Origin of the sequence: Paenibacillus hebaui, from assembly GCF_051934385.1 — a bacterium.
Lineage (GTDB): Bacteria > Bacillota > Bacilli > Paenibacillales > Paenibacillaceae > Paenibacillus.
On sequence record NZ_CP196836.1, the window covers coordinates 2,832,820 to 2,850,834 of the forward strand.

The 18,015-nt window shown below is 46.7% G+C and carries 18 protein-coding genes and 1 pseudogene; 9 read left to right on the forward strand and 10 right to left on the reverse strand.

Going from position 1 to position 18,015, the window contains the following annotated elements; all coding sequences use genetic code 11:
• The first annotated feature begins 63 nt into the window (after window positions 1-63).
• Window positions 64-1,236, forward strand: coding sequence for a rhamnogalacturonan acetylesterase (locus ACR32F_RS13105; protein WP_440119825.1), 1,173 nt, complete (start codon window positions 64-66; stop codon window positions 1,234-1,236).
• 129 nt (window positions 1,237-1,365) lie between these two features.
• Here ACR32F_RS13105 and mnhG read toward each other — a convergent pair whose 3' ends face one another.
• Genes mnhG through ACR32F_RS13135 form a run of 6 tightly spaced genes read right to left on the reverse strand, consistent with a single transcriptional unit; the run spans window position 1,366 to window position 7,274 of the window.
• Window positions 1,366-1,758 carry a monovalent cation/H(+) antiporter subunit G gene (gene mnhG, locus ACR32F_RS13110; protein ID WP_440119103.1) on the reverse strand — a complete coding sequence of 131 codons (393 nt, stop codon included), beginning with the start codon at window positions 1,756-1,758 and terminating at the stop codon, window positions 1,366-1,368.
• Window positions 1,742-2,026 (reverse strand): Na(+)/H(+) antiporter subunit F1, encoded by a 285-nt coding sequence (locus ACR32F_RS13115; RefSeq protein ID WP_440119104.1) that lies wholly within the window; start codon window positions 2,024-2,026, stop codon window positions 1,742-1,744. Before ACR32F_RS13115 ends, mnhG begins: the two co-directional genes overlap by 17 nt.
• The gene (locus ACR32F_RS13120; RefSeq protein WP_440119105.1) at window positions 2,026-2,502 is read right to left on the reverse strand and encodes a Na+/H+ antiporter subunit E; all 477 of its coding nucleotides are present in this window, start codon (window positions 2,500-2,502) and stop codon (window positions 2,026-2,028) included. The genes ACR32F_RS13115 and ACR32F_RS13120 overlap by 1 nt, the downstream gene beginning before the upstream one ends.
• A 6-nt stretch (window positions 2,503-2,508) precedes the next feature.
• Complete coding sequence (locus ACR32F_RS13125) at window positions 2,509-3,987, reverse strand: Na+/H+ antiporter subunit D (protein WP_440119106.1); 1,479 nt, start codon at window positions 3,985-3,987, stop codon at window positions 2,509-2,511.
• A complete protein-coding gene (locus ACR32F_RS13130; protein WP_440119107.1) occupies window positions 3,980-4,318 on the reverse strand; it encodes a Na(+)/H(+) antiporter subunit C in 339 nt (112 codons plus the stop codon). Before ACR32F_RS13130 ends, ACR32F_RS13125 begins: the two co-directional genes overlap by 8 nt.
• 1 nt (window position 4,319) lies before the next feature.
• A complete protein-coding gene (locus ACR32F_RS13135; RefSeq protein WP_440119826.1) occupies window positions 4,320-7,274 on the reverse strand; it encodes a Na+/H+ antiporter subunit A in 2,955 nt (984 codons plus the stop codon).
• A gap of 308 nt (window positions 7,275-7,582) precedes the next feature.
• Between ACR32F_RS13135 and ACR32F_RS13140 the strand changes: the two genes are divergently transcribed.
• Entirely contained in the window at window positions 7,583-9,241 is a 1,659-nt protein-coding gene (locus ACR32F_RS13140) for a diguanylate cyclase domain-containing protein (protein WP_440119109.1), read from the forward strand.
• A 33-nt stretch (window positions 9,242-9,274) separates the two neighbouring features.
• Entirely contained in the window at window positions 9,275-9,802 is a 528-nt protein-coding gene (locus ACR32F_RS13145; RefSeq protein WP_440119111.1) for a hypothetical protein, read from the forward strand.
• Between the two features lie 113 nt (window positions 9,803-9,915).
• Here the strand turns inward: ACR32F_RS13145 and ACR32F_RS13150 are convergent, their stop codons facing one another.
• The gene (locus tag ACR32F_RS13150) at window positions 9,916-11,034 is read right to left on the reverse strand and encodes a GGDEF domain-containing protein (RefSeq protein WP_440119112.1); all 1,119 of its coding nucleotides are present in this window, start codon (window positions 11,032-11,034) and stop codon (window positions 9,916-9,918) included.
• 247 nt (window positions 11,035-11,281) lie between these two features.
• Between ACR32F_RS13150 and ACR32F_RS13155 the strand changes: the two genes are divergently transcribed.
• The 3 genes from ACR32F_RS13155 to ACR32F_RS13165 all read left to right on the forward strand — a co-directional run bounded on the left by ACR32F_RS13155 (window position 11,282) and on the right by ACR32F_RS13165 (window position 12,711).
• On the forward strand, window positions 11,282-11,941 hold the full coding sequence (locus ACR32F_RS13155) for a hypothetical protein (protein ID WP_440119113.1): 660 nt from the start codon (window positions 11,282-11,284) through the stop codon (window positions 11,939-11,941).
• 289 nt (window positions 11,942-12,230) lie between these two features.
• Window positions 12,231-12,488, forward strand: a complete 258-nt coding sequence (locus ACR32F_RS13160) for a YolD-like family protein (protein ID WP_440119114.1) — start codon at window positions 12,231-12,233, stop codon at window positions 12,486-12,488.
• 103 nt (window positions 12,489-12,591) lie between these two features.
• A complete protein-coding gene (locus ACR32F_RS13165; protein ID WP_440119115.1) occupies window positions 12,592-12,711 on the forward strand; it encodes a YjcZ family sporulation protein in 120 nt (39 codons plus the stop codon).
• A 187-nt stretch (window positions 12,712-12,898) separates the two neighbouring features.
• Here the strand turns inward: ACR32F_RS13165 and ACR32F_RS13170 are convergent.
• Window positions 12,899-13,328: pseudogene (locus ACR32F_RS13170) on the reverse strand (amino acid permease); the annotation flags it as partial.
• Window positions 13,329-13,502: 174 nt separating this feature from the next.
• On the opposite strand from ACR32F_RS13170, the gene ACR32F_RS13175 reads away from it, so the two are divergent.
• From ACR32F_RS13175 to ACR32F_RS13185, 3 genes are all read left to right on the forward strand, one after another.
• A complete protein-coding gene (locus ACR32F_RS13175) occupies window positions 13,503-14,006 on the forward strand; it encodes a ferritin (RefSeq protein WP_440119116.1) in 504 nt (167 codons plus the stop codon).
• Between the two features lie 399 nt (window positions 14,007-14,405).
• Window positions 14,406-15,146, forward strand: a complete 741-nt coding sequence (locus tag ACR32F_RS13180; RefSeq protein WP_440119118.1) for a polysaccharide deacetylase family protein — start codon at window positions 14,406-14,408, stop codon at window positions 15,144-15,146.
• A 61-nt stretch (window positions 15,147-15,207) separates the two neighbouring features.
• Window positions 15,208-16,116 carry a hypothetical protein gene (locus ACR32F_RS13185; RefSeq protein ID WP_440119119.1) on the forward strand — a complete coding sequence of 303 codons (909 nt, stop codon included), beginning with the start codon at window positions 15,208-15,210 and terminating at the stop codon, window positions 16,114-16,116.
• Between the two features lie 121 nt (window positions 16,117-16,237).
• Here ACR32F_RS13185 and ACR32F_RS13190 read toward each other — a convergent pair whose 3' ends face one another.
• Together ACR32F_RS13190 and ACR32F_RS13195 are read right to left on the reverse strand one after the other, a co-directional pair.
• Complete coding sequence (locus ACR32F_RS13190; protein WP_440119120.1) at window positions 16,238-16,837, reverse strand: response regulator; 600 nt, start codon at window positions 16,835-16,837, stop codon at window positions 16,238-16,240.
• Complete coding sequence (locus tag ACR32F_RS13195; RefSeq protein WP_440119121.1) at window positions 16,834-17,970, reverse strand: histidine kinase; 1,137 nt, start codon at window positions 17,968-17,970, stop codon at window positions 16,834-16,836. The genes ACR32F_RS13190 and ACR32F_RS13195 overlap by 4 nt, the downstream gene beginning before the upstream one ends.
• Between the last annotated feature and the right edge of the window lie 45 nt (window positions 17,971-18,015).

Consider the following 18,015-nt stretch of genomic DNA (forward strand, 5'->3'; position numbering starts at 1 on the left):
AACTTTATTGGATGTGTGGAAATACGCAATGAAACCAATAGATTCTGGGGAGGAGATTTCTTGATGAAATGGTCAAAATCCGTAAAGTATTTGCTCAGTATCGCTTTGTTCACAAGTCTGATTGGAGGTGTTCTGGCAGCCCCTGGTGGACAGGTCGTCGAAGCAGCGGCAAACGAGTACAAATTTGATTTTGGCGCTGGTGCAGTTGAGAACGGTTACACGGGGGTGTCTGCAACGAATGCTTACACTCCAGCCAAAGGATATGGATTCAACACACCTGCCAATATGCGAAATGTCTCTGCGTCCGGGACCGGAGTTGCGAGTGATGCAGTTCAGTTTCTTACTTTTGGCACCAAGAGTACCAATACATTTAATGTGGATCTGTCCAATGGACTGTATGAAGTCAAAGTGGTCTTGGGGAACACGGCCAGAGCCAGCGTGGCAGCAGAAGGTGTATACCAGATTATGAATATGACCGGTAACGGGGCTACGGACAAATTTCAAATTCCGGTGACAGATGGACAGTTCAACCTGCTTGTTACGGAAGGAAAGGCAGGCACTGCTTTTACGCTCAGTGCACTTGAAATCCGGAAGGTATCGAATCAAACGGTGACCAACCGTACCGTTTATATTGGCGGGGATTCTACGGTCTGCAATTATTATCCGCTCAGCAGCAGTGTCCAAGGTGGTTGGGGACAGCTATTTCCCTCTTATGTGAATAACAATACATTTCAGGTTCGTAATATGGCTACGAGTGGTCAATTTGCCAGAGGATTTCGGGATGATGGACAGATGGAAGCCATTCTGAAATACATTAAACCAGGGGATTACTTTATTTTGCAGTTCGGCATTAACGATACCAATGCCAAAAATAATACGACTGAAGCACAATTCAAGGAGATCATGCGTAGCATGGTTCGTCAGGCGAAGAATAAAGGAGCGACCGTGATTCTGTCAACGCCTCAGGGCCGGGCAACCGATTTCAATTCAGCCAATGTACACACAGCGGAGAATCGCTGGTACAATGCTTCTACGCGAGCATTAGCTCAGGAAGAAGGTGTAACACTGGTGGAACTGAACAAGCTGAGTTCTGCATACTTCACTTCCATTGGTTCAGCGGCTACGCTGGCCTTGTACATGACAGGAGATAGTCTGCATCCGAATCGTGAAGGGGCTGCCCAACTTGCGCGTATTGTTGCTGCCGACCTGAGAAGACAGGGACTGAGTGGATTTTGATTAAAATATAGGCCTCCCTTACCCACAAAAAGGGGACTGGATTAATAAACGCCCCATTCCCCAAATTCCCCCAAGACCTCCGCTTAAGGTGCGGCTTGTCTTGGGGGAATTCGATTTTGGTGCAAATACCTATTCCATTAAATCCTTGGCTTCATGGTTGACCTTTTTCCCTTTTAGCAACGGTTCAAGTTCATCCTGAACACTCTGTTCCCACAAGGGTACGTCTGTGCGATAGGCAGCCCGTCCGTTCAGATGTCCGGCAACCGGTGCTGTAATGAATACGAACAGAATACCAAGCAGTAGACGAGCACTAATATAGTTGTCGAAGTACCAGAAGAAGAAAAATGTCCCGCTTAGTACACACAGTACGCCGAGTGTCATACTTTTGGTAGCAGCATGAGCGCGTAAATACACATCAGGCAGACGAATGAGTCCAAAAGCGCTAAATGCACTCAGCAATGCACCAAGCAAAACGATTAAACCTATAGCCGTTTCGGCGGTTACATTAACGATCTCCTTCATTTTTGAATACCGCCCCCCGTTCAATATAGCGTGCAAATGCCACCGTACTTAGAAAAGCCAGAATGCCAATCAGCAATATGATATCCAGATAGGCTTGGGTTTGGAGCATCATGGATAGTACTGCGATAATGGCAATGACATTAATGCCGATAGTATCAAGCGCAGTAATCCGGTCAGCCATGGATGGACCCCTTAGCACCCTGTACAAGCAACCCAGAATAGCCAAGGATAGAATAAGCAAGGAAATAAATAGTAGAGAGGATAACATTAACGTGTCACCTCCATAATGGCTTTTTCGAACGTGTTTTTGATATCATCACTCATTTTCTGTTTGTCTTTAATATCGATCGCATGGATATACAATTTACGTTGATTCCCCGAAATCTCAAGTGGCAAGGAACCCGGCGTTAGTGAGATGAGCAGACACAGGAGTGTAACTTCCCAATCCGAGGACAGCTTTGTCTGATAAGTGAATATACCGGGCCGTATATCGAGCTTCGGCTTCATAATCTGGCGAATGACCTCGATACTTGCACGTACAAGTTCTTTGAACAGTAGAGCAATCAGCTTAATGATCGCCCAGACACGCACGATGTAGAAGCGTTGTGGGAAGAACCGGCGCAATCCGCCGATCAGCAGCAGGCCCAGCAGATAACCAATGAGAAAGCCTGCACCATTCCACGCATTATTCAGAAACATCCACACAAAAGCTATAATAAGATTCAGTACAATTTGAAAGGCCATACACATCTACTCCTTCAATACAGCATCAATATAAACATTAGGATGCAGTAGAATGTCGCCTGCGCGGGAGGTCAGCTGGAACATCCCCTCAGCGCCCACACCCATTACAATGATGAACACAAACAGAATTCCGGCAGGAATGAGCAGACCGTTCACGGCATAGGGTCTTCTCACTGTGCCAGCAGGTGGTTCACCCCAGAACGCTTGAATGAAGATACGTAGCACCGAGTAGAGCATGAGCAGGCTGGAAAGCACAGCAATTCCTGTCAGACCGTACAAGCCAGCCTGTAAGCCACCTTCGAACAACAGTAATTTACCCGGGAATCCACTGAACGGCGGAATGCCAGCCAGAGCCAGCGCACTGATGAAGAACATCCAGCCCAGCAGCGGGTATCGACGGATCAGGCCGCCCATATTGTCGAGCTTGGAGGTTCCCGCAACTGCGATCAGGGCGCCCCCGAGCAGGAAGAGCAAGGTTTTGATCAGCATATCATGCAGCATGTAGAAGAGCAGACCTTCCAGGGCTGGACGACTGGCTGATGCCATACCAAAGGCGACAAATCCCACACCCGCGATAACGTTGTAGATGAGAATTTTATTGACATCACGATAAGAGATCGCCCCGATCACCCCGAGTACCATGGTTGCCCCAGCCATCCAACCGATGAGTGCATGGAAGAAATCTGGATCATGATAGAAAATCAGTGTGAATGTTCGCACAATGGCGTACAAGCCCACTTTGGTAAGTAATCCGGCGAAGAGCGCCGTAACGACTGCCGGAGGTGCCGCATAAGATCCCGATAACCAGAAGAACAGGAAGAGTCCGGCTTTGATGCTGAATACGATCAGGAAGAGGACAGCAATCAGGGTGATGACTCCGCTCTGTCCCACTTCGGCAATTCGGTTGGACAAGTCAGCCATGTTCAGTGTGCCAGTGACAGAGTAGAGGAAGCCGATGGAAGCCACGAATAGTGCTGAAGAAACGATGTTAATCAGGACATACTTGATCGTTTCCCGCAGTTGTCTTTCCGTGCCTCCGAGTACAATTAATGCGTACGAAGAGATGAGCATTAGTTCAAAACAAACAAATAGATTAAACAGGTCTCCGGTAAGGAACGACCCGTTTACGCCGGCAATCAGGAAGTGAAAGAACGGGTAAAAATGATGTTCTTCCCGCTCCTTGTTTATACTGCGGAAGGCATAGAGCAGACACGCCAGGGCAATGATGGATGCCGCAACAACGAGAAGGGTCGAGACCATATCGGCAACAAGCACAATCCCATAGGGTGGTGCCCAGCCTCCCACATTAAGTGTCTGGATCCCAGATTGAGTGACCTGAGTAATGAGCACGGTTGAGGCGGCTGCCGTCAACAAAAGTCCAATCACACTTACAACCCGTTGGATGTCCGTCCGTCGAAAGAACAGAAGGGCAATGACGCCAGTAATCAATGGTAGCAGAATGGGCAGAACGACCAAATTATTCATATGGACGCCCCCTTACTTCTTCCATATCGTCTGTTCTCAGCTTCAGGTAGGATCGATAGGAGAGAACAAAAAAGAAGGCGGTCAGCCCGAAATTAATGACGATTGACGTTAATATCAGAGCTTGGGGGAGTGGATCGACATATTGTTCAGCCTGCTCCCCGAGCAGCGGTGGTGCTCCTGTTTTGAGACGTGACATCGTGATCAGCAGCAGATGCACCCCGTGGGTGAGTATGGACATGCCGAGCACAATCCGGAGCAGGCTCCGCGATAAGATTAAAAAGACGGCGACCGCAAACAAAATGCCAACGGCCACACACATCAATATTTCCATATCAACGATCCTCCCCGATCTGTAGAATGATGGTCATGGTGACACCCAGGACAGCGAGATACACGCCGAGGTCAAACAGCATCGCGGTAGCCAGTTCCGTTTCACCCAGTATAGGAAGCTCGAAATAACCGAAGGTCTGACTGAGGAAAGGGACGCCGAACAAAAAGGACCCCGCTCCTGTTATCAACGCAATGCCAAGCCCGATAGCTGTGAGGGTGCGATAATCGATAGGTAATGCTTTGCGTACCGTATCTGTACTGAACGCCAGGGCAATCAATACGAGTCCAGCAGCGGTTACCAAGCCGCCAATGAATCCTCCACCCGGATTATGGTGTCCTGCGAAGAACAGATGCAGCGCAAAGGTCAGGATGATAAAGACGACAACTTTGGTCGTCGTTTGCAGCAATACATCGTTGCTCTGCAATGGAACGGTATCCCATGAGGATGAGCTGCCTTCACGGTTACCATACTTTTTGGTATTGTCCGCCTCGTCATCCATCTCCTTATCGGTTTCTTCAGTCTGTTCTTTCTTGCGGAATTTCAATCTTGCACCAAGATCTTTCGCCTCTAGGTTCAGATTAATCATGGAGTAGATGGATAATGAAGCTACCCCGAGTACCATAATCTCCAGTAAAGTATCGAATCCGCGGAAGTCCACCAGCAGTACATTAACGACATTTTTGCCGCCAGCCAGATGGTAGCTTTCCTGAATGAAAAATTCTGAAATACTATCCAGCGATGCTGTTCCACTCGCGGCGAGTGCAACAAAAGTCATCACGACACCTACTGCAATAGCAACAATCATATTCACACTGAGATAGCTGCGGCTTGACCTACCCCGCTGAAGTTCAGGCAGATGGTAGAAGCAGAGCAGGAACAATGCAACCGAGACCGTCTCAACAATCATCTGAGTTAATGCCAGATCTGGCGCCCGGAATAGAACGAATAACAGGGTTACCAGGTAACCAACCGCTCCCGTCATAATGACCGCGGATAGTCTGTTCTTGGCAAAAGGAATCGAAACCGCAGCAGCAATCAGAGCGACCAGCAGCACAGCTTCATAGAAAGAGAAGGGAGCATTCCCTTTGAAATTCCAAGTAATATTCTCTCCTGAACGAAAAAAAGCATATACGAGCAATGCAACGGTAAACGAGAAAATGTACACCAGATAACTACGAACCGAGCCATTCATGTAGGCTTCTGTCCACTTACGTGCATAATGCTGCAGATTATCCAGTACGACATGGTACATATTGTTAATCGTTAATCCTTGCGGATAATGCTCGTAAATCGTTCTCCACCGTGGCAACAATTTGTACAGCGTAATACCGAGAGCGATAACACCGATGGTCATAATCAGTTCTGGTGTTATGCCATGCCATAGGGAGAAATGAACATCAAAATGCTCATTTCCGTTCAAAAGGGAAGGAAGCACCGCAGCCATCGCGGGTTCAATCAATGATCCAGCCAGCAGATTCGGAAATAGACCGAATAGGATAACGAGTACACCGAGAATGACCGGAGGGATCAACATACCCACAGGAGCTTCATGCAGCTTCTCAGCAGGAATCTCGCTGCGGGTACGGCCAAGAAACGTTTTGAACACAATAATAAGCGCATAAATCAAGGTAAATACACTGGCAAGCCAGGCGACTACGGGTAATAGTACACTCCATGAACCCAGTCCGAAGATGCGCAGATGTGTCACTTCCACCATGGCTTGGAAGAACAGCTCTTTGCTCAGGAATCCGTTGAATGGCGGAATGCCAGCCATGGCGAGTGCACCGACGAGCGCTACGGTAAAAGTCACGGGCATAAATGCAGCTAGTCCGCCAAGCCTCCTTATATCCCGGGTGCCTGTTTCATGATCCACAATCCCCACGACCATAAATAAAGCAGCCTTGAAGGTTGCATGATTGAACAGATGAAGCAGCGCTGCCGTGATGGCGACAGTGTACATTGCAGATGACTCTCCATACCCGAGGTAGAGGGCGGCGGAGCCAACACCGAGCAGGGACATAATCAGTCCGAGCTGTGAGATCGTGGAATAGGCAAGGATTGCTTTCAGATCATTTTTTTTCACGGCAAGGAAAGAGCCATAACATAAGGTCAGAAGTCCGACCCCGGTGACGAGCCAGAACCATAGTCCCTGTCCGCCGAAGATCGGTGTAAACCGGGCTACGACATACAGGCCAGCCTTGACCATGGTAGCGGAATGCAGATAAGCACTAACGGGTGTTGGAGCTTCCATCGCATCAGGCAGCCAGATATGGAACGGGAACTGCGCCGATTTGGTAAAAGCACCGATCAGAATCAGCACAAGGGCAGGTAAAAATAGTGCATTATTCTGAATCTGTCCCAATGTCGTAATTGTTGCGCGGATGCTGAACGTTCCGGTAATGAGATACATCAACATGAATCCGGCGAGCATGGCGAAACCGCCAAATACAGTAATCAGGAATGATTTCTGTGCGCCTGAAGTGGACGCTTTACGTTTGTAGTGAAAAGCGATCAGGAGAAATGACGTAATACTGGTCAACTCCCAGAATCCGTACAATACAATCATGTTGTCAGACAATACTACACCAAGCATGGCGCCCATAAACATCAACAGATACAAATAGAAGCGGTTCAAGGCCTCCTTAGTATCCATGTAAAAGATAGAATAGAGGACAACCAGAATGCCAATTCCGGTGATTAGCAGTGTCAGCAGCAGACTGAGACCATCCAAATATAGATTAAATCCAATGTCTAGTGACGGAATCCAGGGGATATACCCCGACACCATGATCCGCTGGGACACGGCCGGTATGAGGCTCGCAAAATAACCAAATAATAGGACTGGGACAAGTAAAACCAGCCATCCCATATGTATTTTATGGAAGAATCGGTGCAGCATGGCAAGAACAATGCCTGCCACAAAAGGCAGGATAACAGCAACATGAAGCAGGCTCAACATTACACCCCCAATGTTTGAATTTCTGATGCTCTCTGTTGTGACAAACAGGTCCATATGGATCTCAGGACATGCTTGCTCTCTATATTCATAACCAAGTATGTATATACAGAATCGTGTCTATTCTTTGAATGGAAGAAACACGTTACAATTTCTGTAGCCATATTGTATGAATATATATAATATAAAAAGACATTAATTCCGATAAAGATGAAAACGATTAGGTGACATCCCGTGTGCCTTTTATGGCAACAACATTAAGCGAGAACCAAGGCGTATTCACCGTTTATTGGAGGAAATTATTAATTATGTCATTTAAGCTTAAAACCGTACTAACGATGACCTTCGCTGTGTTATCCCTGCTGGTTACACTAACGATTGGTTATATTCTCAGTCAGAAATCATCCGTCGCTGTTGAGACAGAGATTGGTCACTCACTCACCAGCACGGCATCTCAGACTTCAGACAAGCTGGACCGCTACATGTGGTCGCGTTCAGGAGAGCTGGACCTGTTGGGCCGAATGGCTGCGCTGGAAGATGAATTCCAGCCTGCAGAAATTCAAATGCTGCTGGATCAGCTTCAAGATAGCTTTCCCTCATTCTCCTGGGTAGGATACATGGATTCGAAAGGAAAAGTGCTGGCTGCAACGGAAGGTATACTCCTTGGTGAAAATTTATCAGAGAGGCCTGTGTATCAGGAGGGCATTAAGGGTAAATTTGTTGGAGATGTACATCAAGCGGTCCTCCTCGCGAAGTTGCTTCCCAATCCAACGGGTGAACCGCTGCAATTTGTCGATATCAGTTTTCCGGTGAAGTACAAGAACGGCGAGGTTGCGGGAGTGCTTGCTGCACATTTAAGTTGGGCCTGGGCGAAAGAAATGGAAGAAAGTGTCTTGGAGCCACTTAAACATAAGGAAAAAGATATCGAAATGTTTATTGTAAGCAAAAAAGAGAATACGGTATTGCTTGGTCCAAAAGAATGGATTGGCCGTCCGCTGCAATTGTCGGGAATTCATACAGCGCAACTGGACAAGAGCAGCTGGTCCATAGATCAGTGGCCGGATGGACGAGACTACGTCACCGGATTTGCTTACAGCCAGGGCCATCTGGATTATCCGGGTCTTGGATGGACGATAGTTATTCGTCAGCTCAAGTCAACGGCATTTGCCTCTGTGTCAGACATGTTATGGTTTAATGTGTGGGCAGGATTGGCGGTTACGGTACTATTTGCGGGAATTGGCTGGTTGATGTCCCGCCAGATCTCTGCTCCAATTGCCCGGCTGACTCAAGTAGCGAATCGACTTGGTGCTGGAGAACAGGTGAAGATTCCCGAGAATCGAGGTTTTAAGGAAATTGAGGAGTTGTCGCGTTCGCTTGGGGACATGCTAACTTCTTTGACGAATAAAGATACGGAACTGGTTGTCATGCAGAATCTGGCACACTATGATCAGTTAACCGGACTGCCGAACCGTACAGCACTTGAATTATATCTCGAAGAATCACTGGAGACGGATAGTGCAGAGCACACGTTAACGTTCCTGTATCTTGATTTGGACGGTTTCAAAAGTGTGAATGATACGCTTGGACATCAGACCGGGGACGTTCTTCTGCAAAAAGTCGCTCAGCGTTTGACGAGTCTTGGTCAGGATAAGGGGATCACGGCAAGGCTGGGAGGAGATGAGTTCCTGATTGTACTCCGCTCTGTAGGGCTGAACCCAAGAGAAGAAGCCTGGACTTATGCAGAAGATATCATACAGAGCTTGAACAAACCATTTATTATTGAATATGAGCGGATTCAGATTGGTTGCAGCATTGGCGGTGCCGAATACCCGACAAACAGTGGTAATCCGAGCGAGATTATCCGCATGGCAGATGAGGCTCTGTATGAATCGAAACGAGCGGGCAAAAATAGAATGACATTCTTTACCGAGTTAAAGGACATAGATTTAGCTATAAACGCATTGTGAATATTGGATCAGATTTGGACAAGGAGAGATGAGATGTCTGGAAAATACACAACCGTACCTTACGGTTACGAGCCGCCTAAGGCCAGCCGGAAAGGCACGCTCATTTTTTATGATTCATTCGAACAAGTCACCGACGAACAGCTCGAACGGGCCGCTATAACGGCAGAACATCGCTCGTTCATGCAGCTTGTACTTTATCCCTTGCATGAGAGCACCGTGAAGAGAATGAGCCGGGACGGGGTGCAGCCGTATTTCAAAAGGGAAGACCGTCTTCATAATTGGAAACGGGAGCATGGAGCCTCTTCTTCTCGCATACGTGTGGAAGGCTGGGAGGGCAAGCGAAAGAAATATACGCCGATGGATGCAGCTCTGCGTCATATGACTGCGGAATATCCGGCTCCTCATTTTCTGTATCTAACAACAGAGATGGCGAATATGTTCGCTTCGTTCGATTCCTTTAAGGAGTGGATCACAAAAGTGCGTCTGATTATTGATGGTCCGACCGCAAATCTTCACCCAAAGCTGGAGCAGAGTGAACATCGCTGGGAATGGGTAGAGTGAAGACAACGAATGAATGAAATGGTCGTTCCAGGTTCAAATAAAAAAGTTGTGCCGTACCAACCGGGATTCCGGTAGTACGGCACAACTTTTTTGGCATCTTTTCCCGATACCGCCTAATCCAAGTCAAGGGAGGTTACCGTTTTATTTTTACCCGTCCGCTTGGCAGCGTACAGGCATGCATCCACTTCCTCAAACAATTTGTCCTTGGTCAGACTGGAACTGTAGCTCTTGAGTCCGATACTTACGGTAATAGAAGCTCCTTCAAGCTCCAGATGGCCCATCAAAGCTATTTTCTGACGGATCTGCTCCACGAGAGCATAGGCTTGTTCGAAAGGCTGCTCAAACATCAGCAACGCGAATTCTTCGCCCCCATAACGTGCTGCAATATCACTTGATGTGATGTTCTCCTGAATGACCAGGGAGACTTTTTCCAGAATAACGTCCCCAACCCGATGGCCATAGGTATCATTAACGCATTTGAAATCATCAATATCAATTAACGCCAGATGAAGACTCATACCACTGTTGGCATATTCAAATGCTTTTTCATAATAATCCTTGAATGAGCTTTGATTATAGAGGTTGGTCAAGCCATCCGTTTTGGATTGCTTGGTCATAATTGCGTTTCGCACAATGAGGTCCTGCTTGGCAAGCATGCTTGCCTGTAGATCGTCCAGCACCTCAACTCCGCTGGTAACAATCACCTGTGCTACGAACGTACCTATGATCAGAAAAGCCGGAATGGAAACCATATCGAACGAAGATAAGTATAGTCGGTAGGTAGGATCGAACAGGACAATCATATAACCCGCCATCTGCATCAGGAATACAGTCCAGACCCTCTTTTTATTGAAAAATAGAACCGAAGCGAAGATTGGTAACAGGCAGATGGCCAGTATAATCCGAATATCATAATTGACACGAATGATCATCCATGCAACAACTGTGCTGGCAATAGACATGGCATAGAATGAATAGGAACTGAAGCGCCGATTTACCCAGGTGGCAAACAGTATCGCTGCACTGCTAACAGCTGTAGGCCAAAATAAAACATGGATCATGAAATCTACAGGAGTGCGATCATAATCCAGAAAGAGATAACAGCCCACTTGAATGAGAAAGTGGACTGTTACGACGATCCAGTAAGCCCGAAGCATTTTTTTGATCCATTTGGAGTGCTTAAATTCGTATTCTGTTGGGATATGACTGCTATGTGTATTGGAACTCTTCATATATCACCGCTGACTGCATCATAATGATACGACAGACTTCGCTCTCGTATACTCTGATTATAAGGCACATTAGGCGAAACGCAAATTATTTAATTGTTATATGAAAACAAAACTCACAGAAGTTTCAAGTGGTCACAACATTTTATGGAGGACAAACAAAATTCAATGATTCCCTCATAGACTATATAACTGGCTCCGTTCCATATGCAGGAAATCATTGATGAAGGAGAGGTGAGCTTCATTCCTCTTGTCGTTCGTTCAACCGTTAATGCTACGGGCCGTTGTAACCTATCGTGCACTCATTGGCTCGGATGCAAACATTCTGCAGCTGGTAAATTCGGCAAATGCAGCTTTTACATTTCAAAGTGTGGCAGGAGGGCTAGTCATTACGGGAGTTATTCCGTCCAATAACTCTGTACTCCTTGTTTATTCACCAAACCTGTCCATTGTGAAGTCTGAGAGTACAACCAACGCTACGGTGGGTGACCAGGTAACGTATACGCTCCAGGTGAACAACGCGGTGGATGCCAAGGTATCCGATTCGCTGCCAGCAGGAATGGAATTTGTGGACGGCAGTCTTGGCTGGAATGGTGTTAAACGACCGGGTACTAATCTGGTTCAAGGTTTTAATCTGGGGACATTGACTGCACGGTCTGTGATCAATATTCACTTTGAGGCAAAGCTCACGCATCCAGAGAATACGGGAACCGATCATTTTGAGCTTGTTAACCAGGCACGTCTACTGTATACGTTTCGATTGCCGGACGTTCTCCCTGCGGGAGCGAAATGGCGTGGGCAAGCAGTAGAACAGTTCCAATGGAGTATTCCAGAATACTCATCGCCAAGGTATCTTCATGTGGGGGAACTTGAGCCCGGTTCAGAGAGAAACATATCCTATGTTGCGTAGCTATCTTCACAACTGAGGGTACGCTGAAAGGCTCCCTGATCGCGATGTATACTTATGAATGGAACGGATAGAAAAGGACAGGGGAATCAATATCGAATGAGTACACGATTCTCATAGAGGATGGTGACGAATAGGGAACTGCGGTTTACGATAACGAATTGGAAAATTTGCTCCATATTGTTGTCATGACATTACACAAACGTGAATGAATGGTATACTTAAGATATCTGACTTCGGCAACACCCTTTGGAATAGGGTCGCCTGATTAGCTATAGAGGAGGCCGCCAAATTGGCAAAAGCAAAAGTGGCAAAAAGACCTACGCGGGATGAATTTGAGCTGGAAGAGCTCGGAAACCAGCTGGTCGAAGCATATCGTGAACGTTCGGAAGTATTGCTGACGGTATGGGGCAAGGCAGACCAGGTTCATGGAGTCATCGTTAAGCTTGATTCACGTACCCGGCTTGTGCATGTGGAGTACGTTGAAGAGGAATTGACGGCCAAAGTGCCTTTCCTGGATATTATGCGTATTGATTCCCCCCGGTACTGAATGGAGATTTAGAAACAGATTTGAGCAATCCGGGTATCCGCCCTGTCAAATCCCTACCCCCTGCATAAGATAACCCATACCTGTTGCAGAGGAGGTACGGTCAATGAGCGAAGTATTAAGTGGAGAAGGAAGAGGCTACGGATACGGAGGTTTCACTTCTGTAGGTGCCATTCTGGTTCTGTTCATCCTGTTGGTTATCATCTCCAAAGCATTCTTGGTATAATTATCTACTCCAGATGAATAAAGGAAGCTCTGCCATCTTGGCAGAGCTTTTTTTGTGCAGATTCCGGCTTGACGTGCGCGGCTGAATATTCCGAAGAGAATGACGATAACGGCAGGGTCACAAATGTCATAACAAGCACAACAACAATCGCCAGAACAACGCCAATCTGCACCTTGCCGGCGACTTACATACCAACGATATTAATGATCAGTCCAGCAGCCAGCATGAGAGCCGCGATAGCCGTCCTGTATCCTTCCACCAATCCCAGCGCAGCCGTCATATAGCCTGCACCTGTAAGGGCAGCTACCGGTGCCCCGATGGGAACGGACATCAGAAAGTACCAGCCGACCATTGTTCCGGCTCGCTGTCCGAAGGCGAGGGTTACGAAGTGTGATACACCCCTGCATCAGGGTAACGGGCGGAGAGTAAGCCCATGGATAGGGCAAGTAGAAGAATCAGCAGCACCATGCCACTCCAGGCGAGCAGGGAAGCCGGGCCTGCCAGCACGGCAGCAAGTCCCGGAACATCAGGACACCTGAACCGAGAACTGCACTAATATATAATGCAACGGCTTGTGGCATGCCTATTGTTTTTTTGAGCTGCGAAGATGTACTCATGTCGTATGCTGGCCTACCTTTCAGATTGGAATAACTCAGAATAATGCCTATGCAATTATATTAGGAAGAGATCCATTCAGTCATTGGCGAATTTTGTAGAAAAACCGATGTAAGTCTTGCGGGCGTTATGATAGAATAAAACCATCCCTAGAGAAAGAATGAGGTGTATTCCTAATGAGTCAAGAGTTGACACAATCTTTAAATGAACAGATGAACTTCGAGTTTTATTCAGCTCATGTATATCAGGCAATGGCCGCATATTGTTCCAGTAAAAGCCTGGACGGATTTGCGAACTTCTTCATCGTGCAGGCAGAAGAGGAACGTTTTCATGCGATGAAAATATACAAATTCCTGAATGACCGCGGGGAACGCGCAACACTTGCAGCATTGCCAGAGCCGAAGAATGAATATGCTTCGATGCTGGATGTGTTTGAGCACGGATACGCACATGAGCAGCAAAATACGAAGAAATTCTACAATTTGGCTGACCTCGCCCTGAATGAGCGTGAACATGCTACGATGTATTTCCTGAAATGGTTCATCGATGAGCAAGTCGAAGAGGAAGCTCTGTTTGACAATATCATTCAGAAGCTGCGCCGCATCGAAAAAGACAGCAATGCCTTCTACATGTTGGACGCCGAGTTTGGCAAACGTTCGTTCACCGCTCCTGCGGAGTAACCATTCATCCATATAATTGGATAACCGGATTACTCGCAGTACAACGAAATAGATCTACATAGGAGGAGCCTGCTGAAGAGCAGGCTTCTTTGCTGTGTGAATATATCTGAATCTCTCGTGTTCATTATTTAATTCCAAGTAAATCTATCAAAGGTTACAAATCAGGTTAATAGGCTATATGTCAACATTAATCTATCCCAACGGATGTTTTTTTCGATCAAATCTATCAAATTCGTATTACTTTTTTGGTTAATCTGACAAAAGTGTAACTCGAACGTAGTATTTGAAGCGAGAATGGGATGCACCCTTTTTGATAGTATTAGGATTAATCGCCAAGGGATGCAATAACAGATTCATAGACACCCGGGGAAATACAAGACATAAGGGAGACTTATATTTATGCTACATATTCGTAAATCGTTTATCATCGCACTTGCTATTTTATTGATTATCCCATTGCTGTTGCCGCAGTCGGCTTCAGCCAAATCGTCCGTATCCCAGAATGCCGGAAATAAAGCAAAATCCAAGATCATATATCTAACCTTCGATGACGGCCCGACTGCTCATACGGGACAATTGCTCGACATACTCGATCAGTACCATGCCAAAGCTACATTCTTCATGCTCGGTCCACAAATGGAACGGTTTCAGAAGGCCACCAAACGTATTGTGGCAGACGGACATGGACTGGGCTTGCACGGTGTAACTCATGTTCCAGGCAAATTTTATAAATCCGCATACAGTGGTCTGCAAGAAATGCAGCAGGCGAATGAAAGTTTGAATAAGGCAGCGGGGGTTAAAACGAGTCTCGTTCGTACCCCGTACGGCAGCAAGCCGTATCTCAAGTCATCATTCCGCAATGTCCTGTTGGGTCAGGGTGGATTCCACTTGTGGGATTGGAATGTGGATTCAGAAGATTGGAAATACAAAAAGGATCACCAAAAGGTCTACAACAGTGTGATGAAACAGATCCACAATGTGCAAAAGAATGGAATAACTCCAGTTGTACTTATGCATGACCAGGAAGCAACATTAAAAGTACTTCCACAAGTCTTGAAAACACTGAAGGCCGAAGGGTATCAGTTTGAAGTATTGGACAAAAAATTGCAGCCAGTCAATTTCTGGAATGACAAACGTTAAAACCAATGGGATTGGGACTAGATAAGCGAGTCCCAATCATTGCATCAAGGAGGACAACAACATGAGTAAAACTAAATTATGGATGACCATTCCTGTGACAACGGCAGTGTTGCTCACTCTAGCGGGATGTGGTGGTCAGGGTACAAACCCATCGTCAACAGATAACACATCCTCCGCGGTGAGTGAACAGGAACAGTCGGGAAGTGGGGGCGCCAATGTCTCTAACGGAACGGAAGAGCACAGTGACGCAGTAGCAGGTTCCCAAAGTGGAGGAGATAGCACAGCCAACACATCAGGCTCAGGGGAAAGTGGCGGTAAGGACAAAGCGGGGCAACCTGTGAATGAGGTCATTCAGGCAGTTCGCAGTCAGCTAACCATGAAAAACGCTTCATTACCTACTTCGTTTACCTTGGATCAAGGTAAACATCTGACTGCATCGATCACATCGAATAGCACAGATGCGTTCCATGTCAACTTCTATTCCACTGATCAGCCAGTTGCCATTAATGATGCCTCTTTGACTGCTGCTGGCAGTAAGATACCTGTTCTCGCTTCCTATGAAGTGAAGACGTATAAAGACCCGGATAGTACAGGGATTTTTCCAGAGACCGACCTGAAGAATATTCCGAAGGATATGACTGTGGATCTGGGTCATGGTATCAAGGGCATGATGGAAGGGGCAGCAGGCAGCCAATACCTGACTTGGATGGAAGGCAGATGGACGATGCAGATTCGCTCCTTATCCGAAGATCAGATGAATAACCCTGGTATTGCGAAGAAGATCGTGGATTATCTGGAATCACATACACTTCCTGCACCGAAGGACAAAGGCTTTGTAAATGTGGAGTACCCAAGCGGTGGCCAATCCGTTAATGTCACGATTTCCTGGCAAGATGGGAAACAAATTCATCAGCTTCTGACCAAGCAGGTGGCACTCGAAGCTTTGGGCATGGTTGTTTCTGTGAAATAACAACAAATAAAAAGGCTTGGCATGGAGCATGACTCCAGGCTAAGCTTTTTCTTTTGAGCATATTGCACCAATCCTAGCTGCGGAACGGTTATTTATGTTTCAGTGGGTTAAAGCGGTACTTTCATTTAAACCACCCTTTTTCCTTCGAACGGGTGATGGCTTCAATGCGGTTACTCGCATTTAACTTGTTGAGAATAATGGAAATATAATTCCGTACCGTGCCCGTTGTAATAAATAGATGTCCTGCAATTTCCTTCGTGTTTTTGCCGTCTGCCATGAGTCCTAATACAGCATGCTCACGTTCAGTGAGCGGATTCTCCTCTACATAAGCCTCGTCCACTAGATCAGGGGCGAAGATCCGTCTTCCGCTCATGACCTGACGAATGGTTTCAGCCAGTTCTTCAATCGGACTATCCTTAAGCAGGTATCCGCGAACACCACCTTTGAGCGCACGTTCGAAATAGCCGGTTCGGGCAAAAGTGGTCAGAATAATGACTTTACAGTTCAAACCTTTCATCTCTTCTGCCGCTTCCAGCCCACTTTTGACAGGCATTTCGATATCCATCAGACAGATATCCGGGGTCAGTTCTCTGACAAGTGCCAGAGCTTCCTCTCCATTGCTTGCCTGCCCTACCACCTGCATGTCTTCTTCCAGATTGAGCAAGGAAGACAGGGCGCCCAGCATCATGCGTTGGTCTTCGGCGATTACAATGCTGATCATGTTGCATCCTCCTTCATTGGTTTGCGCGTCAGCTTGGGCACCTGAATGACGATTTGTGTACCTGTTTTGTCTGCTCCGGAGCGAAGATCCAGACAACCGTTCACAAATTCGAGTCGTTCCTTCATACCCAAAATGCCGGTACCGCGCCGATCCTTGTTGCGCGTGCGTTCTATGCCTACACCGTTATCCTGAACCGTTAAAACGTTATCAGACTCTGTCTCTTTAATGGTGATGGTGCATACCGTGGCTTGACTGTGCTTGACGATATTGGTCACGGCTTCCTTCAGACACATGCCGAGAACATTCTCATTGAGCTGCGACGTGTCCTGCAACTTCGGATTGCCTTCCAGTACAAATTCAATCGAAGCAGCTTTCAGGATCTGTTCCGCGCGGAACATTTCATCGACTAATTGTGTGCCACGCATGGTGGTTACCATTTCCCGGACTTCCTTCAGAGCTGTACTTGCCGTTTGTCTTAGGTCGTTCAATTCGATCTCGGCCTGATCGGGGTTGTTGCGGAGCAGACGCTTCGCCAGATCGGTTTTCAGACCGATCAAAGAGAGCTTCTGTCCAAGTGTATCGTGCAGATCACGTGCGATGCGCTGACGTTCTTCCATTTTCACGAGATCATCCAGTCGTTTGTTGGCATTCTCAAGTTGACCTTCCAATTGTTCAGTCTTGTTTTTGTTATATGTACTGATGGGAAGCAGAATGGAGGCCATCAAGCTGATGAATACAAACGGGAGTTGGCTCACCAACAGAGAACTCTGATTAATGAAACCATAATTAATGGTTACGAAACTGGCTCCCAGATTTACCGAATAGAGAGTGAAGAAACCAGCTTTATTTTTAATATTCCCAATAAAGAAAGCAAGAAACAATGAGAAATACGCATAATCATAGGCGATAGTCATCGTAATGGATATAGCAATAAGCAGTCCAATCCACATGTACACCTGCCAGCCCTTGGTGATGAAGGCGAGCAGATAACAGACGAAGAAGACAAGGATGATGATGATGCCGGTTACCATCGTCCACAATTTGGAATATTGTGAAATGAAATAGAAGGGCAGGATGAAAAAGGCGAGCCATACATAAAGATTCAACCCTGTCTTTTTATAAAAATTTTGCATCCACTTTTGAATGGAATTCTCCTCCTCAAACTTGCAATGTACTCA